Origin of the sequence: Paenibacillus koleovorans NBRC 103111, assembly GCF_004000845.1 — a bacterium.
In the GTDB taxonomy this organism is placed as follows: Bacteria; Bacillota; Bacilli; order Paenibacillales; family NBRC-103111; genus Paenibacillus_AA; species Paenibacillus_AA koleovorans.
In genome coordinates this window covers 15,688-38,629 of the sequence record NZ_BIMA01000022.1, presented here as the reverse complement: position 1 = coordinate 38,629, position 22,942 = coordinate 15,688, and the positions used below count along the sequence as shown (strand labels likewise).

Sequence of the window (22,942 nt, the reverse complement as noted above, 5' to 3'; positions counted from 1 at the left end):
AACGAAACCTTACAGTACCTCGGTCGCTCCGCCACCCAACACGGACAATACATCCAGCACCTTACGGAAAAAAGCGTTGCGCGGCATCGCTCCCCGCACCAGCTCCGTGAACAGCCGACCGTCCTTGATGAACAGCACGCGCGTGCAATAGCTGGCGGCGAACGCATCGTGCGTCACCATCAGAATCGTCGCCTGCTCCTTCTCATTCAGCTCCCGCAGGCTCTCGAGCAAGTCGGTGGACGCTTTGGAATCAAGCGCGCCGGTCGGTTCGTCGGCCAGCAGCAAGCTCGGCCGATTGATCAGCGCACGGCCGGCGGCCGTCCGCTGCTTCTGCCCGCCCGACAGCTGCACAGGGTATTTGTCCAGCAGCGGCTTGATGCCGAACCGGTCCGCGATCGCATCGACGCGATTCTCCATCTCGGCCGGGTTCAGCTTCGCCAGCGCCAGCGGCAGCACCATATTTTCACGCACCGTAAGCGTATCGAGCAAGTTGTAATCCTGGAACAGGAAGCCCAACTGCTCCCGTCGGAATGCCGACAGCTCTTCTTCTCCAAGCCGAAGCAGATTCGTCCCCTCGATATGGATGTCGCCCGCTGTCGGACGGTCGATTGTCGCCACCAAATTCAAGAGCGTCGTCTTGCCCGAACCGGACGGCCCCATGATACCGACGAACTCCCCTTTCGCTACGGTCAGATCGAATTCATGCAGCGCCGTGTAGGCATTGCCCTTGGCTCCGTATATTTTCTGAATGCCCCTCGCCTCTACTACTGCCGGTTGGCTCATCGTCATTTCCTCCCGCTTATTGCTTTTTCCCGTCTTGTATTCTATCCTACTAGGCAACAGGGCATACCGCCATAGATTCGGCTTACAACGCGATCGGCAAGCTTACAAAGTTGTAACATGGTCATATGCAAAGGGGGACGAGGGGTTGAAGATCATGATTGTGGAAGACGAGCGGACGATCGCCGATTCGGTTGCCGAGACGCTTGGCAAATGGGGCTTTCAGACAGTGCTGACAGAAGATTTCGACCAAGTGCTGGCTCAATTCGTGAAGGAACAGCCTCAGCTCATTCTGCTCGACATCAATCTGCCCTCCTATGACGGGTTCTACTGGTGCCGGCAAATTCGCGAGCTGTCCAAGGTGCCGATTATGTTTCTTTCTTCGCGCACGACACCGATGGATATCGTCATGGCGATGAATATGGGCGGAGACGATTTTATCCAGAAGCCGTTCTACACCGAAGTGCTGCTTGCGAAAATGAACGCGCTGCTGCGGCGAACTTATTCTTATGCGGAACTTGGCCAGGATGTGCTGGAGCATGACGGGGTCGTGTTGAACCTGCGGGACGGCCATATGCTATGCGGCGGGCAGCAGGCCGAGCTGACGAAGAATGAGTTTCACATTTTGCGTCTGCTGATGCAGCACCAGGGATCGATTCTGACGCGGGACAAAATCATGCGGAGCCTCTGGAAGGATGAAAGCTTCGTCGATGACAACACGCTCACCGTCAACATTACGCGGTTGCGGAAGAAGCTCGCCGAGCTCGGCAAGGAGTCGTTCATCGTCACCCGCAAGGGAGAAGGGTATGTCATCCCATGAGTCTCGTTCAATATCTGAAAGATAAGCGGTATTTTCTGCTCATGCACGGGCTGCTCACCGCGTTTCTGACCGCGTTCCTGCTGCTGTCCGCCGACTTGGCCGACGTCGGCGACACCCGCGGGGACGGCGGCCACGCGGGGTTCGGTGCGGGGAACGCCGTCTACGCGTTCCTCAGCTGTGTAGTGTTCGCGGCCGTCTATCTGGCCGGCGGTTACTTGGCGAACCGGACGCGGCACCGGGCGCTGGTAGATCTGCTGCAGCCGGATCGCCGCGAGACGGTGCAGTCGCTGCCCGCTCCGCGTACGGCGGAGCAGGCGCTCTATTCGCAGCTGCTCGGCAAGCTGCAGCAGGAGCATGCGCGAGAGCGGCTGCAGCTGCTTCGCGAAATGCGCGACCACCAGGACTACGTGCTGTCCTGGATCCACGAAGTGAAGCTACCGATCGCCGCCGGTCGGCTCATTCTCGAGAATGGCGCCGACAAGTCCGCCGACTATTTGACCGACAAGCTCGAGGACGAGCTGGACAAGATCGACAGCTGCGTCGAGCAGGCGCTCTATTATTCGCGTATCGATTCGTTCTCGAAGGATTACTTCATCTCGGAGACGCCGGTAGATGGCATCGTGCGGACCAGCTTGAAGAAATTCGCCAAGCTGTTCATCACGAAGCGGATTCAGCTGTCGCTGTTCGACGATGGAGAGCCGCAACACGCGCCGTCTGACAGGCACCCGCCTTCCTATGGCGTGCAAAGCGACAGCAAGTGGCTGCTCTACATCGTCGATCAAGCGCTCGGCAATGCGCTGAAGTATACGCCGGACGGCGGCTCCATCGCCGTCCGGTTCGAGGAGGACGCGCGCGAGAAGCGGCTTCTGATCGAGGACACCGGCATCGGCATCCGCGAGGAGGACGTCGGCCGCGTGTTCGAGAAAGGCTTCACCGGCGAGAACGGCCGCATCCACCGCAAGTCGACCGGACTCGGCTTGTATTTGGCCAAGCAGCTGGCACTCAAGCTCGGGCACGAGTTGTCCCTTCGCTCCAGGGCCGGTCAGGGCACGACATTCGTCGTGCATTTCCCCAAGCTGCGGAGCTATTTAGACGTGTGAGGCGTTCACCATCAGGGAAAATCACTCTGATGGGCCTCTGGCGAGAGCATTCAGGGCCTTACAGCTGCAAATCCAGCTCTCCCACCACTACTAAGCACGAAATCCGCCTTACAGCAGCAATGGTCACCTCACCAAGGGGGATCCTCCAGTTCCACCTAAAAAACCTATACCTACTGAATGGTCAAAAAAAGCCTGCAGCGCTTGGCTGCAGGCTCTTGCTCTCTATCGTTCGCTATGCGCTTATCGCGCGAAGGACGGCTTCCGGTAGGTGGCCTTCTTCTCGAAGACTACCGTATACTCCCGGTCCGCTCCACCTCGAATGGACGGGGCGGTCACTTTCGCCGACTTGTCGGCGGGGGCTCCAGCGGCGGACTTGAGCAGCTTGCTGTGCGGTCGGTTCATCCAGCATCCCCTCCAATATCTCGCGATAGAGCATGAACTGCACCTTGTGCTATTGTTCGTTGAGAATCGATAGAACAACTTTCGCAAAGGGCGAAGCAATCGGTCCACTCAACAATGGGTCTCCCGTTTCCTCCATCCAGTGCCGCAATTCACGGAGTAGCGACTTTCTCACAGATGTATAGATCGGCAGATCCGCCACATTATTCCGCTCCATCGGGTCTTCAGCCAGCACATATAACTCCAGCATGGGACGTTGAATGAGTGTGCCTGGAAGCACTGTCGTGTAGCTCTGACTACGCTGGATATCAAGCGGTACGTCAATGGCACTGCCCGATTCCAGGTTGACAATGAGTTTTTGTGTCGCCGTTCGAATGGAGCGCATCGGTTCGTAATGCGTATGAAATGTCTTCTCCGCGAAAATGGCGGCGCGGACTGCCAAACATTCCCTCACCTCGTTGCTGTCTTGACTATGCGTTAGTTGCGGCCAATGACTACTTCCCTGCAGCTTCGGGCAATCGGGTATGCCAAGCGCTTCCACTAGTGTAGGTAGTACGTCCACCTGACTGAACAATCCATCATAACACCATCCGCCTTCTATTCCCTGAGCCGGCCATCGCATGAGAAGAGCGACCTCTATGCCAGGATCATACAACGTACATTTGGCCCAAGGCATCGCGATTCCATGATCGGTAGTGAAGATGACCCACGTATTGTGTTCCAGTTCCAATACGCGCAATGCATCCATAATGACGCCTACTCCCGCATCCAGCGCACGAATGGCTCCTTGCAAGGCAGCGAAGTCCTCGCGAACGGGACCATCATCGGGCAAATAACCTGGCACCCCGATTCCTTGTTCGTCATCTGGCTCGGCCCCCCCAAAATGAAAAGGCCGATGCGGCTCGAAAAATCCGACTTCCAGATAAAACGGGCGAGAGTCTGCGGTTAACCTGCTCAATTCCGCAGCGGCAATTTCTGCAGTAACAACAGCATCACCTCCGATAGTTGCCTGCTCATAGCCCAGCTCAAGCGGGTTATCCGTCATGTGCTGCACCCCAACAAGTACAGAGGCATAACCATGATCTCGCATCAGCTTCGCCATATGTTTCTCTTCCTGATTCAATCGCCAATCGAAACCGCAGTGGGCCAAACCCATCATACCGTTGGCATGCGGGTATTTTCCCGTATGCAGCGCAGAACGGCTGGGGCTGCATTGGGGCGCCACGGAGAACGCGTTGGCGAACAGCACTCCTTCCGCTGCCAGTCGATCGAGCGCGGGGCTGCGGACAGCCCTTCGACCATAGCATCCAAGCTGCCGCCCCAGGTCATGGCAAGTAATAAGAAGTATATTGGGTCTGGATTGATTCGGATCGGTTTTCATCATCACCCACCTTCCCGTTTGCTGTGTGCGCCTGCCGTTACAGAGCCTTGTAATCGTTCCGCGTACAGCGGTTCCAGCTTGCTCCAGCTCAGACGACGTTTATGCAGCATAGTCGTCATATCGTTGCGGCTGAAATGAGCGGTTTGTTCGTCTGACAGAAACGATGACCGTACTTGGAAACGTGAAATATACGTTAAAAGTGTCTGCATAAGTTCCGCCTGAATCGCCAGATGCTCCGGTTTGCCAAACAGATTGTGAATCTCGCCCGGATCGGTTTGCATGTCGTACAATTCGCCTTCCCCAGAATCCGCATCGAAGACAAGTCGATATTCCACCGACCGGATTGCCAATACTTTATCCGATCCGCCTGGAGGGAACCATTCGCAATAGACGCTTTTCTTGCCGACCGACTCACCTTTAATCATCGGCCCCATATCGACGCCTTCCACCGAGTCAGGCACTGGTATGCCGCATAATCGGCCCAGCGTCGGATAGAGATCCACACTTTCCACCAACCCGCTTATCCGTTCGTCTCTCGGGCAACCAGGGTAGCGAAGCAGTAACGGAATACGATGAATCGATTCATAGATGCCGAGATTCTTCAGAATCAGCCCATGCTCGCCGGCAAAATCGCCATGGTCGGCAACAAATACGATGATCGTGTTGTCGTCCTCCCCCGTCCTACGGAGCGATTCCATGACCCTGCCGATCTGTGCATCGATGCGGGTAATCAGACTGTAATAGAATGCAAGTTGCCGCCGCAAATCGGCCTCGCTTTCCGGTACATACGGACAACCTTGAGGCGTCGCAATGTGCGATACGGCTTTCGCAGGCTTGCCCGCAAACCGGTAGGCAAACAAGTCTTCCGCATTGTCCGGTAATGGAATCCCGAACGGATCGTACAACAAACCTCCGTCAATCGGAACGGTTAACGGCTCGTGGGGACGTTGAAAGCTTAGGTGTAGCATGAACGGACGGCTTCGGTCGCGATTGTCCAGAAAACGGACAGCTTCATCCCCCGTCCAGGTCTCGAGGGAATACGCTTCGGGAATATCCGAGACGAATCCCCGAAAGCTTGCTCCCGGATGGCCCGAAGGCAATGCGCCTTGATCGTACAAATCGCCGAGCCCTTTATCGACAAGGTGCCGGAAATAATGGCTGGACAATGGATCGGACCGGTCGGCATCACAAAAGTCGCTATACCGGATATACTCGAAGCCTGCACGATTCCAACGATCGATGAGATGGGCTTTGCCGATAATCGCCGTTTCATAACCGTGCTTGCGAAACACGACGGGCAGAATGTCGTCATTCCGGTCATCCATTGCAAAAATGTTATTGCCTTGAATACGGTGGGTCCGCGGGTATTGTCCCGTCATGAAGCTCACTCGGGAAGGACCGCATACGGGAGCGTTGCAATACGCTTTTGTAAAGCGAATCCCTTCCCCCGCCAGCCGATCCAGATGCGGTGTACTGACAAATCCACCGGCAGCACCCAGACATCCTGCGTGCCATTGGTCCACCATCACAAACAAGAGGTTGGATCTTTTTTCCGCCATCATGTGAACCCCGCCTTCGAAAATAAATTACTTTGTAAAAACGCAAGACGCAAGAAAATTATCCTTTTATCGCTCCAAGTGTGGCACCTTTAACAAAATATTTTTGCAGCATCGGATAAACCGCGAGGATTGGCAGTGTCGCAATGACGACGGCCGCCATTTTCATCGTTTCCGGCGGAATGACCGATTCCATGTCGGACGCATGCATCGGGTCGGGTGTGGCAATCATCTGCCGCAACACGACCTGCAGCGGATAAAGATCGGATTGATTTAAATACAGAATGGCGTGAAAGTAGCTATTCCAATAACCGACTGCATAAAACAAGCTGATTGTTGCTATTACGGGCAAAGAAAGAGGCAGCACGATTCTCGTCAAATAACCGGCTTCGCCAACGCCATCCATAATCGATGCATCTTCCAGCTCTTCGGGCATTTGTTCAAAGAATGCTTTTACGATAAACAAATTGAACGGGCTAACCAGAACGGGGATGATCAATGACCACAAACTATCGAGCAGCCCCGTTTGCTTGACAATTAAGTAGGTAGGGATAATGCCGCCATTAAACAGCATGGTAAAAACAATGATCAGCATAAACGCTCGACGTAAGGGAAGCTCCTTCTTGGCCAGTGCAAATGCGCCCATAATCGTAAACGCAAGACTGAGCGCCGTTCCAGCCAACGTAATGAATAGCGTGTTGCGAAACGCATGGGGCAATGCGGATTCGAATAAGACTTCATGGTATGCTTGCCATGTCAACTGGCGTGGGAACAATAAAAACCCGCCGTGCTTCAGAACTTCCGTATACGGAGTCAACGATACAGAAAGGATGTACCAGAACGGAAGCAGACACAAAGCCCCCAGCACACCCAACAGGAAATAGAGCAATAGGGTCACAAACCGGCTGCTAAATGACCGCGAATAACGTACCATCTCATCTCCCCTTACCATATCCCGCCGTCTCCCCATCGATTAGCCAAGCGGTTTGCCGCAAAAACCAGAAGCAAACCGACCACTGACTTAAAGAGCCCTACTGCAGCCGCCAAGCTAAACCGTCCTTCCAAGATGCCCATTCGGTACGCCCAGGTGTCTAATATATCTCCCACTGAATATACTAGCGGGTTGTAAAAAACAAGTACCTGCTCCATCCCTGCATCGAGCACATGACCAAGACGCAGTATAAACAACAGGATGATGACAGGAGCAATACCCGGCAACGTAATATGCCAGATTTGCCGCCAACGGCCTGCACCGTCCGTGATTGCGGCTTCATACAACTGCGGGTTGATGCCGAAAATCGCCGCCAAATATATGATCGCGCCCCATCCCGTATCCTTCCAAATATCTGAGATCACAAGCAGGGAGCGAAACCATGCCTCGGAGGTCAAGAAGTTGATGGACTGCCCTCCCCATCCTCGAATCCATTCGTTTACCAATCCCCGGCCCTCCGAGAGGAAAGCGAAGGCCATCCCGTAAATAATGACCCATGATAAAAAATGGGGCAAATATGTAAGAGTCTGAATCCATCTTTGATAAGTCCGATGCATGACTTCATTGAGCAGCAGCGCCAGCACAACTGGAGGAAAAAATCCAAAAGCGATGCGATAAGCGCTTATCAATGCCGTATTCCAAAAAACTCTTGTAAAATCAGGATTTTCCAAGAAGCTGCGGAAATGCTCCAATCCGACCCAGGGGCTCTCGGTAAAACCCGCTCCGATCTGATAATCCTGAAAGGCAATAATCAGCCCATACATGGGACCATATTTGTAAACCGCGAAATAAGCGAGCACGACAGCGATAAAAGCAAGACGTACTTTGTACTGACGCACGTGACGAATCCAAGCTGGACCACTACGCATCGTAATACAGCCTCCTATCCTTCCATTACTCATGATGCGTGTTGCCGTAAACGCGGATTTCGACCAGCTCGGCCCGGGGAGCCCCATTCGTCTGTTCGATGACGACCCTCATATTGCCGGTTTCCACTGCTGAGAAACGATGGATTCTCTTGCGTTTGCGATTCTTGTTCTCCCGATGCAATACTTGCCATTGACCGCGGATGAAGGCTTCCAACCTGTAATCTGACGCAAGCTCGGGCATCCTATCAAACGGTGTCTTCAGAAAGTGCAGATTGACCAAATATTCATTTACATCATCGTTCCATGTGAGGTGAACTTCCGAAATTAGCACGGGCTGCTCCCAAGTTAACGCAAGCCAAGCTCCGGTATACCCGCGAATGGGCTCGGATATCCACAAGTGCGGGCCTCCGAACGGTCGATGATACCCGTCGATCGCTTTTTCCGCAGCATACGCTTGTGAAGTTCCCGATAAGCGGAAACAGTAAGGATGCCGCACGGGCTTTCGCATTGACCATATTTTTACTAGCTGCATTCTGAAGGAATCCGCATCTAATTGGACAGGCTGCACCTCCGGTTTTTTTACAAATCCAAGCACCCCGAATAACGGAGTTTCCGCTACCCAAAGCGCCACTGACTGGTTCGCTTTGATTATGACAAATGCATTTTGCGGCTGTTCGGGTTGCCAGTTAAAGTCGGCCTTGATCCATTGAAGACCGCCTGCTTTCACGGCAATCGAGCGATGATCCAACTTTGTATGCGGGACATAATTCTCTTCCCTCCCCGTATTCCAAAGCTCCAACTCCAGGACTGTATCCGCAGTCGCATCTATCAGCAGTTCCAGCCCGGCCAGCGTGGGGTCGACGGGGAACAGCAGACCGGCATCCGTATGGAGCGGTTGTTGTTCGGCCGGTTTATCGATTGCAATTGCCGTCAACGCCCCGGAAGAGGAAACTGCCGCATAGCGGGCCCAATCAAGCGGATCTTCATTACGAATTCCAATCAAGGCCGCATCCTGGCGAAGCAGTTCCTGCTGCAGCCTTGACAGATGTCCGGTGTACAGATGCCTTAGAGTTACTCCCAACTGCACGCACAATGCTGCCGCTACTCCCGCGGCTTCTCCCATCGCACCGCAGGTTGCCATCACTCTTGTCGTTCCGAAGGCAATGTGACTTGCGCTAATGTTTCGTCCCGCCATCAACATATTAGCGACATTAATCGAGTACAACGAGCGAAAGGGAATATGATATATACCATCGGAATACAGATGCTTCGAACCGTTCGCCGCCGCATACACGCCTTCTGGTGGATGCAGGTCGATCGACCATCCGCCGAAGGCGATGCGATCTTCAAATTCCGTTTGCTCCATGATATCATGCTGTGTTAGCAGCCTGTCGCCGACAAAACGGCGATATTCACGTTTTCCGGGAACAGAGCCTACCCATTCCAGCGTTAAATGGGCCGCATCGAACAGTCCGGAATTTTTAATATAGTCCCAAATGCCGTAGATAACCGACCATAACTCGTCCCGGATCCGTTCGTTGTCATGAACGGTGTCCAGCTCTCCTCCCCATTCGATCCACCAGTAGAAGCAGCCCGACTGCCCGGTGCGTATGACTCTTCGCAACGGAATGGATGTCCGGGCAATGTCCCTGGCGAAGCTCGGAGGAATATACTTTACAGGATGTCCCGCATCCCTGGTATAGAAGAGGATTGTGCTGCCGAGCGTAATGCCGTCCGCAGCCTCGGGAGCCCACGGCTCGCCGAATTCTTCCCTTGCTTCCCGGCCGAGGCGATAACGTGCTCCTGCCAAGAAACCGATGAGCCCATCGCCCGTACAATCCACATATATCCTGCTCTCGAAACGGATTTGCCGCTCTGATCCGGACATCCAGCCCTGAACGCTGCGGATGTCGCGCCGATCCTCTCCCCCATCCGCCTCCACTTCATGCACATCCGTATTCAGAAATAACCGAATGTGAGGTTCGGCGCGTACTTTCTCCAGCAAAACCAAATCCCAGTAATACGGATTTCCATCGGGATTGCAATATTGATTCTCAACCAGCATTTCGCCAATAATTCCTGTCTCGCGAGCGTAGCGATGGGTTCCTGCAGCGTTCGCTCCGCTCACCCACACGCGAACCTCACTGCTGGAGTTGCCGCCAAGCACAGGTCGGTTCTGAACCAGCGAAACCGTTTGGCCGGTACGCGCTGCGGCAATCGCTGCGCAAACTCCGGCCAATCCTCCGCCCACGACTGTAATTTCTGACTGAACGGTTTCCTTTCTCAACCTGTCACCTCTGATCCCTTTATAGTGGACACCGGCACTATTTGATCAATCCGGCTTCTTGCAGCTGCAGCTTGCGCTGCTCTTGAACATCCTGATATTTGTACCGTTCATTCAAGGTTTTGACGTAATCGTCCCATGCAGCCAAATCTTCTCTGCCATATATAAATTTCAATGCCATTTCCTGCACATATTTGCTGCCGTCATAAGTAAAAGAAAGCGTGCTGTAGTAATTGTTCGCGATCGTGTGACCTCTCGAATTGTGATCCAGCACCTTCTGGTACATCGCGATATCCGCTTCATTCCAGGAGATCTTCAACTTATCGATACTCGGAAACAATCCAGTAAGCTCGTACGTGGATGTGTACTGCAATACTTCATCAGGTCTTGTAACTTTTATGACCTTGCCGTTCACACGCTCGTTATCGACACCGTCTATCCCGTATTTGATTATCTCGCTGCCCGGCTTCCCCTGCTCGCGGGAGTCGAGATAGTCAATCAATTTCAGAATCCGTTCCACCTTGCCCGGTTCTGATGCCGCATTTTTGGTTACGGCATACATGAACGGCGCAGACAGGCTTCCTGAACCATTGCCGGACAATCCAGTCGGTCCCTTAACCGGTTCGACATAAACCCATTTGGCAGATGGGCTGGCTGCCGTAATTTGTTTCTGCAGCGTGGCAGCTCCAAACATCCAATTCTGCGGATTCGGCATGGATACAAACCCGACTTGACCCTGAATCATCTTCTGCTGCGAGATCTGCAGCGTGTTCGTAACAATATCCGGATCGATTGCTTTGCTATCCACCAATTTTTTCATATAGGTCAAATATTGCTTGTACTCCGGAGAGATGGGTCCGAAATGCAGCTTTCCTTGCGCATCGATCCAATCCTCCGGTACACCGGTCTCCGTAATACCCAACGAAGGCAGTCCGAAGGCATTGCCGATCATGCTTTGCGCGTTGACACCAAACCCGTAAGCACTATAGCCGTATGTATCGGCCTTGCCGTTCCCATCGGGATCATTCGCCGAAAATGCTGTCAACACCTTAAGTAAATCGTCTGTCGTCTTGGGAATCTGGAGCCCGAGTTTATCCAGCCAATCTTGACGAATATAGGAACCGTTCGCCGCACCGCCCTGGGACACTCTGGAAACTCCGTATGTTTTATTAGCCACATTCGTCAGTGTCCAAGCTTCTTTGGTTCTTGAATTTTGCAAATCGGGCACTTGGGCAAGCGCTTCATCGATCGGCAGCAAGACACCCTGCTTGACAAAACGTACGAGGTCGCTGCGATTCAAATAGACGAGATCAGGCAAGGATCCAGAGGCAATCAATGTATTCAATTTCTGCATATAAGCATCGTAAGCTCCGGGTACCAGATTGGCTTTCAGATCAATATTGAGCTCTTGCTCAAGCTTGGTTTTCAGCGGATTGTCCGCAAGAAATTGATCATTGAGTTTGCCGGAGAAGGGCTTAATAAATTCAATCTTGCGTTTGATAGACGGATCGTCGCTGCTCGCTTTCTTCTCCGACGGATTGGATGTCGCGGGAACAGAGGTTGCAGTCGGAGCGGAATCGCTAGACGAGCCAGTTTTGGAACAAGCGGATACGAGAACACAAAATGCAATAGCGATTGCTGCAAAAGCGTGTTTTTTTCTAAATCCCATCTCAAATTCACCCTTATCTTTGCTAGTTTCCCGAAACGGTATGCCGTGTTCAGGTTGAAATCAGTATATCTTGATCCTTGAGTACCAGCCTATCCGCTTAGGCATGAAATCATCATATTCGCCATGAATATATGATTTCTGTATGGGCATGTAAAATAAAAAGAACTATAATCGAATTATGAGCATCGCGAAAAAAGTGTTCTGGTTCTCGTTCGTACTCGTCGAGTGCATTATTCTATTGCTTGGGTGGCTTTTCTATAGCCATGCCTCCAAAACGCTGTATACGGTACAGACCGAAAATGCCAAACAAATGGTTCGGCAAACGGAAGAATACTTGCAGCTCAACTTAAAGAGTGTGCAGAATTTCATCTTGTCCATCGCGAACGATACACGAATCAGAGAGGATCGGGACGAGGAGCTTGCTCCCTGGCTGAATCAGAATTTGATCTTCTTCATGCCAAATGTGCGCAATATCCATGTATTGAGGGACTCTATCGTCGTTTCGAGCACCTCGCCTTACGGTTGGTTGATCGAAAGCAACCCGAACATTCGTGAAGTACTTGCGGCTTCTCGTGAAATTGGCTCCCCCGCCTGGCTGACTTCCTATTACAATGAAGTCTCCGACCATACGGTGACCGTCATCATGAAGATTCAGTCGAACAATGGAAGCACCATCGCCATTGTCGTTGATTTAAATCTATTCAGTCTGCATGCGTCATTGGAGGCCAATCGTTCGCAAGCGGGCCCGGGACAATTATTGCTGTTGGATCCGAATAACGAGCCGATAACAGGTAACTCGGACTATTCAGGGTACAATGTATTTACTCGCCATTACGAACTCAAGAATTTATCGCCCGATCTGTTTTCTGAGTCTTGGACGAACATCCGTATCCGTGATTCGGACAACAAATTGTTCTTGGCGCGAAGCCGCAACAATATATTGGACTGGCAATTGGTTTGGATTATCGATGAAACCGAATTGCTCGAGCCGCTAGGACGCATTGTCCGATATGCGTTCTGGCTAACTACTGTTTCTCTCTTTCTTTCCATTGCGGCCGCATATACATTAGCCATCTATTTCGGCAAACCGATCCGCCGCATTGCCGCATCGATGGATCTGGTGAGCAATGGCCGTCTCGATGTAATCCTGCCGGACAAGCGTAAAGATGAACTTGGGCTGCTATCCCGCCATTTCAATCGGATGACGATTCGCATTCAAGCGTTGATCGCAGATGTTCAGCGAACCGAGAAGCAGCGTCAGGAGGCGGACTTCCGGGCATTGCAAGCACAAATCCGACCTCATTTCCTGTACAATACTTTGAACGCGATCAGTATCGCTTCACGCGAACAGCGATCGGAAGACGCAGATAGTCTCATCTCTTCACTAACTACTCAACTGCAGTATGCGCTGGAAGATTCACCAGCTCCGGTAACCATGGAAGAAGAATGGACTGCTGTACTGGAATATATTTTTCTAATGCAATCCCGTTATCCCGATAAAATTAACTTTTCCTCCGACATCGATCCATACACCTTAACACTTATGCTGCCGAAGTTCACCTTGCAGCCAATTGTAGAAAATGCAATCTTCCATGGATTAGCGGTCCTTCCAGAAGGAGGGGTGTTATTTGTGGCAACTGTCCTGCATGAAGATTGGTGGGAAATCATAATTGAAGATGACGGAGCTGGAATGGAGGAATCGGCAACCCTTTACTTGCAAGCATTGGACGGTAGTTGTGAAGGACATGGGAAGTCCATCTCCATTGTCGATTCCGCCTTACAAGGCGTTCGAGGACACGGAATCGGGTTTTCCAATGTCAAACAACGACTAGCTTTGTTATACGGGGATCGATTCGTGCTCCAAGTGAACAGCAGCCCTGGCAAAGGGACCCGAATCATCATGGAAATGCCGATCAGGATCGTGGAAAAGAGGAGGGATTTCCATGCGCAAAGTCATGATAGTTGATGATGAATCCGTTACGCGAAGTCATATTCGCCGATCATTTCCTTGGACGGATTGGTTATGTATGATTTGCGGGGAAGCCGAAAACGGAGTTAAAGCGTTAGAGCTATTCCGATTGGAACAACCGGACATTGTATTAATCGATTTGACAATGCCGGAGATGGATGGCTTCGCACTGCTTGAGAAGCTTCGCGACGAAACGACGCCGCATTCAAGTATCGTGCTGACCGCACATCGCGATTTCGACTTTGTGCGAAAAGCGATGGCACTTGGCGCATCTGGATATATTCTTAAATCCCCCATCGATCCCGACTCAGCGAAATCAGCGATTGAACGGGCTTCAAAGCTGCTTGATGAAAGAAGATCAAACCGCGAACAGCAGGATTCCCATCGCTATTTAATTCGCAATTACCGCTACTCGCTTCGTCGAAAATGGATGGAGGATTTATTTAGCGGGGCAACCGCAGATGAACGTGAAAAATACATAAAACCGCTTCTGCAATCGGCATGAAGTTGGGATCGGGCTGCCATATGTTGTTATCTTGCCGTATTGATAACGCATTGCCATTCTGGCGGCGCTACCCGGATCATGATGTACCGCTTGTTGAATTCAGCTTGCTCGAAATTGTTTGTGAAACCGCTTCTGCCCACTATGGGTTCCCAGTGGAAGTGCTTCCCCGTGAACCGGGCCATTTTGCGCTGTTAATTTCCGGCCGTGCCGATGATCTTCCAGCGGAAATAGAAACCGCAACAATCGTCAGTCATCACCTGAATCTTACATTAAGGCGTTTACTGGACTGTACGCTTAATGTCATCTTTTCAAAGCCATTTCTCCAAATCGTGCTTTTACCTGAAGTTTTTGGCCGTCTGACTGGCTTGCATCGCCACCGTTTTTATCGGGAAAGACCCGTACCGCTATACGAAAACCAGTTGACCCCGTTCTGTAGCTGGTCAACGGAGGCTGTTTTATTTCTGGAGTCTGAATATGCCGAATTAATAGCCAAGGATAGTTCCGATGAAGAATGGAACGTTTGGATTCTACGAGTCAGAACGACTTTGGAAAAGCTGAAGCCCGACCCGGAGAATGCCATCCAATGGTTGGAAAAATTAGCCCCCTCCAATTTTCAGAAAAGCAGTGAGTATTGGTCAGTGGATCACGACCTAACAAAGCCTACCTTGGCAGGAGCTCCTTCACTGGCCGAAGCGCTTGGCCTTTTCCGTGATTGGATCGTGCAGCAGCGTGATCGCGAGGAACGCAGCACTCGGCTAAGACCGGAAATCGCCCGAGCGGTCGCTTATATCCATGACCACTTGGAATCTGGTCTTAGTCAGGAAAAAGTAGCCCAAATGATCCAAATGAGCGCTTCCCATTTTGGATATTTATTCAAAAAAGAGCTTGGCATTCCTTATCTTGATTACGTTCTTCAGTCACGGATAGAACGCTCCAAGCAATATTTAGGCAGCGGATTATACCGACATTATGAATTAGCGGAAAAGGTAGGTTTTAATAGCTATCCGCATTTTGCAGCCATGTTTAAAAAAAGCACTGGAATGACATTAAGCGAATACAAAAATACGATCAAACCGAATATTATGCTTGACCGTAAATATTAATCGAACCCAAATTAATCGAGCACGATACCGAAATACGTGCGCAGCGCTACCCGGTAATCCTCTTCCGTCTCCGGCGTGAACGCCTTGACGCCTTCAGAGGTGAAAATCCGGAACTCGCGTCCGGCTATCGTATTGCGGCCTTCCTTCGTGCGGATCGCCACCATTGTATTGGTGCGGAAGATCGAGTCCGGCGCATATTCGCACCAAAAGGAGGCTGTGTAAAAGTCTTTGGATAACTGAGGCTCTTCCGTAAACGAATAGATTCGCACCCAGTCGCCTTTCTTGAGCTCCATGAGCACCCAGCCGAAATACGGATCGACGTCCATCCGGTACGTCTCATTGCCCTGCCGCTGCTCCTCGCCCTCCACGAGCCGTACAGGCTCACGCGGCACGATGCCGCCGACTCCTACGTCGCACAAGTAAGCGATCCCGTCGATATCGACGCGGAACACCTGATGGCGCCGCTTCGGCGGCGGGTTCGGCTCGTCGCGCCAGAAGCGCGCGAACAGGTCGGTCACTTCGAAGCCGAGCTCGCGCAGCAGCCAGCCGAACAGCGAGTTGAGCTCGAAGCAGAATCCGCCCCGGCGGCGTTCCACGATTTTACTGTACAAATCCGGTATCGCCAGCGACAGCGGCACACGGTTCAAGATATCCAAATTTTCATAGGGGACGGCATGAAGATGAGCGTTTTGCAATCCGGCGAGACAGGCGACGCTTGTATCAATCGGGCCGTCGAAGTCGATGCGGTCCAAGTAAGCTTGCACTTCGGGTTTGAGCGTAGAGCGGTTTATCGTCATGAGAACGGAAATCTCCTTCATTCATAGTCATCGAAGAAAGCGTCCCAGGTTACCGACGCTGAGCTTCTACTATTCGACATGCTGCCGGCAAACTCCTGCCCTTGACCCCGCCAGCCGAATTAGAGCTGAATTATAGACAAGATCAACCCAACCGCAAAGCCGCACAAAGCGCCGTTCACACGGATCCACTGCAAATCTTTGCCGATCTTCTCCTCGATCAAACGCACAAGCGCCGAGTCGTCCATCTGATCGACGTTCGATTGAATGAGACGGCCGATGCGATAGTGATTGTTCTCAACCCAGCCGATCACATGAGCGAGCAGCCGGTTCTCCCAAGGAGCGATCCGCTCGGGCTCCTCGTTCAGCCCGCGCATGACGGACCGGTAAGCTGTGAATATAATCCGGCCGCCATCGGCCCGAGCCTCCTCCAGCTTGTCCAGCACGAGCGCACGAAGCTCCTCGAGTCGGGCGAGCAGAAACTTCTCCCCAGTCTCGCCCTCCAGCAGCCGCACCGCGCCTTCCTTCAACTGGTCCATACGCGCCTCGTCATCCGCCAACTGGAACAGCCGGATGCGGATTTCGCGTATGATCGACTCGCGGTGCGGGTTGTCCTGCTGCATCAGATCACGGATTGCCGAGACGATTAATCCTTGCAGCATTACCCCGAGCTTCTCCTCGTCCATAAAGCCGACGAACGCCTGAAAAGCGAAACCCATCAGCCCGCCCATCTTCACTTCGGCCAGCTTCTCATTCGCCAGCTTGCCGAGCATCGCCTGCGTATCCTGCCGGGACGCCCAGCGAGACGCTTCGGTCAACGCATAATCGAACGCACGCTCGTCATAACCGCCGCGCATGGCATGCTCCACCAGCTTCTCAGCCGCCTGCTTCACATCCGCTTGCCGAACATAAGCCGCAAGCCCCGCTTGTACCGATGGCGCCAGCTTCTCCAGCGGCAGGCGGCGAACGATATCGGTCGCCTGCTCTAATAGTGCGAGGCGAACCCGCTTCAGCCCCATCAGCCGCGTAAGCTGAGCCCCGGCCAGACGTAGCGGCTGAAGCTTGCGCAGCTGCTGCTCGATGCTCTTCTTGTTCAGCAGCTCGTTCTCCGTAGCCGAGATGAGCGACTGTACGATCCGCTGCTTGTTCTTGAGCAGAAGCGACGTATGGGGGATCGGAATGCCGAGCGGATGCCGGAAGAGGGCGGTCACCGCGAACCAGTCGGCGATACCGCCGACGAGTCCCGCTTCGAAGCCGCCCTTCAACAGGAATGTAGCTGTATTTTCCGGTAAAAATAAGGTCACGAGAAAGCCGGCCGCCATAAAGGCGAGTGAGAAACCGGCCAAGTATCTGGAATTCATAAGTCAGGCAATCTCCTTCCGGCAGCACTTGCTGACCTCATTGTACAGCAACGTGGCAGTCGGGTAAAGAAATCGCGCCCCGGCTCGATCGAGGGCGATCGGAGAATGGAGCGCGATTGAAGGAGCATAGGCATGTTATTGAACGGTTGCTCTCCTGAAAAGCCCATAGGAAACCCCAACGTACACCAGCGACACGAGCATGAGCCATCCTGCAAATCCGGACGCCGTATATCCGCTGAAAAAGTCGAACAAGTCACGCCATAGACCGTAGGTCGTCATCAGATAAGAACCGAGCGAACCGATGACAATCATGGCGAAGAAGAAGACGTACAAGGAATTGCGGCCGAGTCTGCGATAAATGCTCGCAATAACCAAACCGGAGGCGTAGCAGAACACGATCCCTACAAAATGTACCCAAAGCCAATTGAGCACGGTGCCGTCGGACAAAAAGGGCAGATGGAAGAAGTGCAAATCCACTCCCCAGCCGGAAGTCGCATTCTCGACGATCGAGAAGAGAGTCAACAGAATGGCGGAGCCAACCGCTACAAGGCCGAACATCGCGTTCGTTCCCCAGAAATAATCTTTGCGCCGCACGCCTAACCCGAGACTGAAGGAGAACGTATCCGCCGGGATGACGATGCCCATGACGAAAAAGTAGATGTAAGCCGAAGCGAGCCCCCCGGTCGTGACGCCGCCTTCCGGCTGTCCGAGCACGGCTATGCCAAGGTTGATCACGAAGCTGCTGAACATAATGATCCAGGGCAAAAAGAACCAGCCGAACCGGTTCAAACTATGCATTCTTATGACCGCAAGCGTACGATTCATTGTCCATCCGCTCCTTTCTTCTCCGAACCGTTCTTAGTCAGATGAACGACGAGCTGCTGCAGAGAAATCGGAGCAAGCTCAAGCCCAAGCTCGGCTGCATACTTGCGCTCGGCCCCATTCAAATGCCCCATGATCGTCGCGGTAGTCAGCCCCCCAAGCTGGTCTCGGCTCAGCACCTGCTTGCCTGTAATGAACGCTTCCACTGCGGACGTGGTGCCCGCAACGGCAAAGGCGCGTTCGCGCAGCGTATCGGCATCCTCGTTCACGAGCAGCATGCCGTCGTCGATGAGCAGAATATGCTCCAGCAGCCGGCTCACCTCGTCGATCAGATGCGTGGACAGAATGACCGTCCGCGGATGAGCGCTATAATCTTCGATCAGTCTGTCGTAGAACAGGCTTCGAGCAACGGCGTCCAGGCCGAGATAAGGCTCGTCGAATATCGTCAGAGGTGCCCGCGTCGCCAACCCCGTCACGATACCGACGGACGAGAGCATACCTCGCGACAGCTTCTTGATGCGCCGGTCGAGCGGCAACCTGAACTCCTTCGCCAGTGACAACGCGTAATCCATATCCCAGTTCGGGTACAAATAAGAAGCCGTCTTCAACACGTCTATCACCCGGAAAGCGTCGGGATATTTCTGGCTTTCCTTAATAAAGCACACACGGCTCAGCGCCGACTCGTTCTCGTAAGGCTCCTCCCCGAACAGCTTGATCGTACCGCTGCTGGGAAACAGCTGCGCCGTCAGCATATGCATGATCGTAGTTTTGCCGGCCCCATTGCGACCCAACAGCCCATAAATTTTGTCAGCCTCGAGCGAGAAGCTCACCTCATTTACTGCGTTCCGATTGCCATATCTCTTCGTCAACTGCGTTACTTCCACTACTGCTGCGCTCATTGTCCCTTCTCCCCTCTGCGTATCATTTCCGCCAGCTGCTCCGCCGATATGCCGAGCTTCTGCGCCTCGCGTATCATCGCAATTACATATTCCTCGTAAAACTGTTCCCTGCGCTTCTCCATCAGCTTTATCCGGCTCCCTTCCGCTACGAACATGCCGATCCCCCGCTTCTTGTAAATGATGCCTTGATCCACGAGCAAATTGACACCTTTCGCAGCCGTTGCGGGATTGATCTGAAAATAAGCGGCGAATTGATTCGTTGACGGCACTTGCGACTCCTCGGGCAGACGCCCTTCGATGATGTCGTTCTCGATTCGTTCGGCAATTTGCATGAAGATCGGTCGATTGTCATCCATTAGTAAGCTCATTCATTCAGCCACCGCCTTGTGACCAACTAAGTTGGTTAGTTACTCATGTAACTAACTATATAACTAACGAACTGATATGTCAATCGTTTCCCCCATTTCCCACGAAATAAACTTTCATTTTTTTGTAACTAAATCCGTCCGCCAAACGTTTATAATGAGCCATAGAACATTGAAGAAAGGGCTTGACTAGCATGAGCTTCACACGGGAGAGAACGCCGGCGGGGACCGGGAAAATGAGGAGCTTTTTTCCTCAAAAAAAGAATGGGCAGCACCGTTCAGACGGTGTACAATGGGCCAGAGGGGGTCTCTGGCATGATTAAGCCTATCAAGAACGGCGGCCGTTATATGCCCGGCTTGGACGGATTGCGGGCACTGGCAGTATTAGCCGTAATCGCCTACCATCTTCATCTGGATTGGGCGACTGGAGGGCTTCTAGGTGTCGGAGTATTCTTCGTATTATCGGGGTACCTGATCACCGATCTCCTCGCCGATCAATGGAGACGGAACGGCAAATTGGATTTGAGACAGTTTTGGATCCGGCGTGCGCGCCGACTGCTCCCGGCCATGTTCGTCATGATTGCGGGAGTGCTTGTTTGGAGCTATTGGTTCAACCCCCCGTTGCTAGCCTCTTTGCGGAACGATGTGGCCGCGTCCGTGCTCTACGTGATGAATTGGTGGTTCGTGTTTCGCGAAGTATCGTATTTCGAAAGCTTTGGGCCCCCTTCTCCGCTCGGTCATCTATGGTCCTTGGCGGTGGAAGAGCAATTTTACTTGATTTGGCCGCTTCTCTTCGCTCTGGGACTTCGCTATTTCCCGCAGCGCGGCAAGCTGCTCTTCCTGACGACGGTAGGGATCGTCGCCTCCGCTCTTGCGATGGTGATGCTCTATGAGCCTGGAACAGATCCAAGCCGCGTCTACTATGGCACGGATACTCGCGCGTTCGGTCTGCTGATCGGCGCCGCCTTGGCGCTCGTATGGCCGAGCCGGAAGCTGTCGGCCGCCGTGTCGACGCTAGGCAAGACCGCACTCAACTTAACCGGCGCTATCGGAATCGGCATCATCCTCTATTTGATTGCAACGACTAACGAATACGATTCGTTCTTATACCGCGGAGGCTTCGTCTTGCTCTCGATCGCAACCGCGCTCGCCGTGGCGGCGCTTGCGCATCCGGCCAGCTTCCTCGCCGGCCTGTTCGGGTGCAAGCCGCTTCGATGGCTGGGCGTTCGCTCTTACGGCATATATTTGTGGCATTATCCTATCATTGTGTTGTCCAGCCCGACCGTGAATACCGGAGGTCCAGATTGGATTCGGATTATGGCGCAGATCGCCGCTACGCTCATCTTGTCCGACCTGAGCTGGCGGTTCGTCGAAGAGCCGATTCGACAAGGCGCGATCGGCAAGTTGTGGAGACGTACGCAGACGCCGACAAGGGGTGGTCGGGCCGGCATCATACGCGTTCGGCTGCTCGTTACGACATCCAGTGTTTTGCTCGCGCTTGTCTTGTTCTGCGGCGGAACGATAAACTGGTATCCGACGACTACAGCTAGCTATGCGGATGACATGCAGCAATGCGGTCACTCCGGCTGCGAAACGCAGGGCGATACCGGCTCGCAGGCGCCACCGGACCAAACTCCGACGCCGACACCTTCGGGTACGCCGTCAGCAACGCCGGCACCGACTCCATCTCCAACATCGAAGCCGTCTTCAAGTCCGACGCCGACGCCGACCTCCACACCTGGCAATAAGCCTGACAACGGCTCGCATTCGAATGATGGATCCGTCAGCTCAGACATTACCGCTATCGGCGACTCGGTGCTACTCGATGTTGCACCGTATCTCGAGAAGCTGCTGCCCGGTATCGTCGTCGAGGGCAAGATCGGCCGCCAGATGGCGCAAGCTTCCTCGATCGTCGATCAGCTCAAATCGGAAGGCCGTCTGGGCAATCGCGTCATCATCGAGCTAGGCACAAACGGCGCTTTCTCCAAGAAGCAGCTTGAGTCTCTGCTGCACTCCCTCTGTGACGTTCAACAGGTGTTGTTGGTGAACACACGCGTGCCTCGTCCATGGGAGGGGGAAGTCAACACAATGCTGGCGGAGGTCGCCGACCACTACGCGAACACGAAGCTGGTCGACTGGCATTCCGCGAGCGAGAACAAGGATTCGTTCTTCTACTCCGACGGCGTTCACTTGAACAAAGACGGTGCCCAGTATTATGCGAGTATGTTGGCGGATGCGATGGATCCCGCCGATACGGAAAATATCGGATAAAACAAAAAGGCAGTCTGCGAGCAACGCGCTCCAGACTGCCTTTTTTCTTGCCGCCTACCGACAAACCGAATATTTCAGGGTCACCCGCTCATCGGCGGCTTCCGCCTCCCAAGGAACGGCACGTCGATCCCGAACTTTTTCCCCATAGGCTTGTGCTGTCCATCCCGGTCGAAGGCTAGTGTCGCATTGATCTCGCCTCCGAGGAGAATGATCATCGAGCTCATGTACAGCCAAATCAACAGCACGATGACCCCGCCGAGGCTGCCGTACGTCTTGGAATAGTTGCCGAAGTGATTGACGTAAAACGAAAACAGCATGGACGTGGCGATCCATCCGACTGTCGTAAACAACGCCCCGGGCAGCACCTCGCGGAACGTCAGCCGGCGGTTCGGCGTCATGCGGTATAGCAACAAAAATACGCCGACCATTGACGCAAGCGGGATTACCGTCTTCAGCAGCAGCCAGATCGGGGTGAACCCGGCTGGATAATGCAGCAGCTCGAACAAGTACGTCCCCATCGCCCTTCCGAAAATAAGCATGAGCATCGACAGCAAGATGACGAACACCAGCACAAGCGTGGACAGCAGTGAGATCCCCCTGACTTTCCAATAAGGCCGGTTCTCCTCCTCGTCGTATGCCTTGTTCAACCCCTTGATCACTGCGTTGATGCCGTTGGACGCCGCCCAGATTGTCGCGATCATTCCGATGGACAGCAGCGCCTCGCTTTTGTCGCCGGACACCTCGTGGACGATTTCGCTCACAGTGTCCCCTGTCTCCACCGGAAGCAGCCGGATAAAGATGCTGATCGCATCTTCCCCGGACAACCGCACAAACCCCAGAATGCTGATCAGGAAAATGAGGAACGGGAAAAACGCCAAAATCAAATAATACGTCAGCTGCGCGGCCAACGCCGGCACTTCGTCGTCCCGCACCCGGAACAGCAGCTGCCGGGCGAAACCGAACGGAGATCGTTTCTTTTTGCCTCGACTCATTCCCTTCACTCC

At 53.2% G+C, this 22,942-nt stretch carries 20 protein-coding genes; 6 read left to right on the top strand and 14 right to left on the bottom strand.

The genetic code is table 11. From position 1 onward, the window contains the following. Positions 1 to 9: 9 nt before the first annotated feature. Complete coding sequence (locus PKO02S_RS09920; protein ID WP_127581919.1) at positions 10 to 783, bottom strand: ABC transporter ATP-binding protein; 774 nt, start codon at positions 781 to 783, stop codon at positions 10 to 12. 145 nt (positions 784 to 928) lie between these two features. Between PKO02S_RS09920 and PKO02S_RS09915 the strand changes: the two genes are divergently transcribed. Both PKO02S_RS09915 and PKO02S_RS09910 read left to right on the top strand, forming a co-directional pair. Then, entirely contained in the window at positions 929 to 1,600 is a 672-nt protein-coding gene (locus PKO02S_RS09915; protein WP_127581916.1) for a response regulator transcription factor, read from the top strand. Next, positions 1,597 to 2,700 carry a sensor histidine kinase gene (locus PKO02S_RS09910; protein WP_127581913.1) on the top strand — a complete coding sequence of 368 codons (1,104 nt, stop codon included), beginning with the start codon at positions 1,597 to 1,599 and terminating at the stop codon, positions 2,698 to 2,700. The genes PKO02S_RS09915 and PKO02S_RS09910 overlap by 4 nt, the downstream gene beginning before the upstream one ends. Positions 2,701 to 2,940: 240 nt before the next feature. Here the strand turns inward: PKO02S_RS09910 and PKO02S_RS32305 are convergent, their stop codons facing one another. From PKO02S_RS32305 to PKO02S_RS09880, 7 genes are read right to left on the bottom strand one after another with little or no spacing between them, the layout of a single operon-like run. Beyond that, a complete protein-coding gene (locus PKO02S_RS32305; protein ID WP_164821376.1) occupies positions 2,941 to 3,102 on the bottom strand; it encodes a hypothetical protein in 162 nt (53 codons plus the stop codon). Positions 3,103 to 3,151: 49 nt separating this feature from the next. After that, a complete protein-coding gene (locus PKO02S_RS09905) occupies positions 3,152 to 4,483 on the bottom strand; it encodes a sulfatase family protein (RefSeq protein ID WP_127581910.1) in 1,332 nt (443 codons plus the stop codon). Beyond that, positions 4,483 to 6,039 (bottom strand): sulfatase family protein, encoded by a 1,557-nt coding sequence (locus tag PKO02S_RS09900; protein WP_164821375.1) that lies wholly within the window; start codon positions 6,037 to 6,039, stop codon positions 4,483 to 4,485. Before PKO02S_RS09900 ends, PKO02S_RS09905 begins: the two co-directional genes overlap by 1 nt. A 58-nt stretch (positions 6,040 to 6,097) precedes the next feature. Continuing rightward, on the bottom strand, positions 6,098 to 6,970 hold the full coding sequence (locus PKO02S_RS09895) for a carbohydrate ABC transporter permease (RefSeq protein ID WP_127581904.1): 873 nt from the start codon (positions 6,968 to 6,970) through the stop codon (positions 6,098 to 6,100). An 11-nt stretch (positions 6,971 to 6,981) separates the two neighbouring features. Further along, on the bottom strand, positions 6,982 to 7,929 hold the full coding sequence (locus PKO02S_RS09890; RefSeq protein WP_127581901.1) for an ABC transporter permease: 948 nt from the start codon (positions 7,927 to 7,929) through the stop codon (positions 6,982 to 6,984). Beyond that, a complete protein-coding gene (locus PKO02S_RS09885) occupies positions 7,922 to 10,183 on the bottom strand; it encodes an FAD-dependent oxidoreductase (protein WP_127581898.1) in 2,262 nt (753 codons plus the stop codon). Before PKO02S_RS09885 ends, PKO02S_RS09890 begins: the two co-directional genes overlap by 8 nt. 37 nt (positions 10,184 to 10,220) lie before the next feature. Then, complete coding sequence (locus PKO02S_RS09880; RefSeq protein ID WP_127581895.1) at positions 10,221 to 11,849, bottom strand: extracellular solute-binding protein; 1,629 nt, start codon at positions 11,847 to 11,849, stop codon at positions 10,221 to 10,223. A gap of 178 nt (positions 11,850 to 12,027) precedes the next feature. On the opposite strand from PKO02S_RS09880, the gene PKO02S_RS09875 reads away from it, so the two are divergent. From PKO02S_RS09875 to PKO02S_RS09865, 3 genes are read left to right on the top strand one after another with little or no spacing between them, the layout of a single operon-like run. Then, a complete protein-coding gene (locus PKO02S_RS09875) occupies positions 12,028 to 13,815 on the top strand; it encodes a sensor histidine kinase (protein ID WP_127581892.1) in 1,788 nt (595 codons plus the stop codon). Next, the gene (locus PKO02S_RS09870) at positions 13,793 to 14,323 is read left to right on the top strand and encodes a response regulator (RefSeq protein WP_127581890.1); all 531 of its coding nucleotides are present in this window, start codon (positions 13,793 to 13,795) and stop codon (positions 14,321 to 14,323) included. The genes PKO02S_RS09875 and PKO02S_RS09870 overlap by 23 nt, the downstream gene beginning before the upstream one ends. Positions 14,324 to 14,343: 20 nt before the next feature. Further along, positions 14,344 to 15,426 (top strand): helix-turn-helix domain-containing protein, encoded by a 1,083-nt coding sequence (locus PKO02S_RS09865; RefSeq protein WP_164821374.1) that lies wholly within the window; start codon positions 14,344 to 14,346, stop codon positions 15,424 to 15,426. 11 nt (positions 15,427 to 15,437) lie between these two features. Here the strand turns inward: PKO02S_RS09865 and PKO02S_RS09860 are convergent, their stop codons facing one another. The 5 genes from PKO02S_RS09860 to PKO02S_RS09840 all read right to left on the bottom strand — a co-directional run bounded on the left by PKO02S_RS09860 (position 15,438) and on the right by PKO02S_RS09840 (position 19,670). Continuing rightward, positions 15,438 to 16,223: an arylamine N-acetyltransferase family protein gene (locus PKO02S_RS09860; protein ID WP_127581884.1), complete on the bottom strand. Its 786-nt coding sequence runs from the start codon at positions 16,221 to 16,223 to the stop codon at positions 15,438 to 15,440. A 119-nt stretch (positions 16,224 to 16,342) separates the two neighbouring features. Beyond that, positions 16,343 to 17,581, bottom strand: coding sequence for a DUF445 domain-containing protein (locus PKO02S_RS09855; RefSeq protein WP_127581881.1), 1,239 nt, complete (start codon positions 17,579 to 17,581; stop codon positions 16,343 to 16,345). Positions 17,582 to 17,716: 135 nt separating this feature from the next. Beyond that, the gene (locus PKO02S_RS09850; protein ID WP_127581878.1) at positions 17,717 to 18,406 is read right to left on the bottom strand and encodes a hypothetical protein; all 690 of its coding nucleotides are present in this window, start codon (positions 18,404 to 18,406) and stop codon (positions 17,717 to 17,719) included. After that, on the bottom strand, positions 18,403 to 19,302 hold the full coding sequence (locus PKO02S_RS09845) for an ABC transporter ATP-binding protein (protein WP_127581875.1): 900 nt from the start codon (positions 19,300 to 19,302) through the stop codon (positions 18,403 to 18,405). The genes PKO02S_RS09850 and PKO02S_RS09845 overlap by 4 nt, the downstream gene beginning before the upstream one ends. Beyond that, positions 19,299 to 19,670 (bottom strand): GntR family transcriptional regulator, encoded by a 372-nt coding sequence (locus tag PKO02S_RS09840; protein ID WP_127581872.1) that lies wholly within the window; start codon positions 19,668 to 19,670, stop codon positions 19,299 to 19,301. The genes PKO02S_RS09845 and PKO02S_RS09840 overlap by 4 nt, the downstream gene beginning before the upstream one ends. A 312-nt stretch (positions 19,671 to 19,982) precedes the next feature. On the opposite strand from PKO02S_RS09840, the gene PKO02S_RS09835 reads away from it, so the two are divergent. Beyond that, positions 19,983 to 21,938 (top strand): acyltransferase family protein, encoded by a 1,956-nt coding sequence (locus tag PKO02S_RS09835; RefSeq protein WP_127581869.1) that lies wholly within the window; start codon positions 19,983 to 19,985, stop codon positions 21,936 to 21,938. An 80-nt stretch (positions 21,939 to 22,018) separates the two neighbouring features. Here PKO02S_RS09835 and PKO02S_RS09830 read toward each other — a convergent pair whose 3' ends face one another. Then, the gene (locus tag PKO02S_RS09830) at positions 22,019 to 22,930 is read right to left on the bottom strand and encodes a YihY/virulence factor BrkB family protein (protein WP_127581866.1); all 912 of its coding nucleotides are present in this window, start codon (positions 22,928 to 22,930) and stop codon (positions 22,019 to 22,021) included. Positions 22,931 to 22,942: the final 12 nt, after the last annotated feature.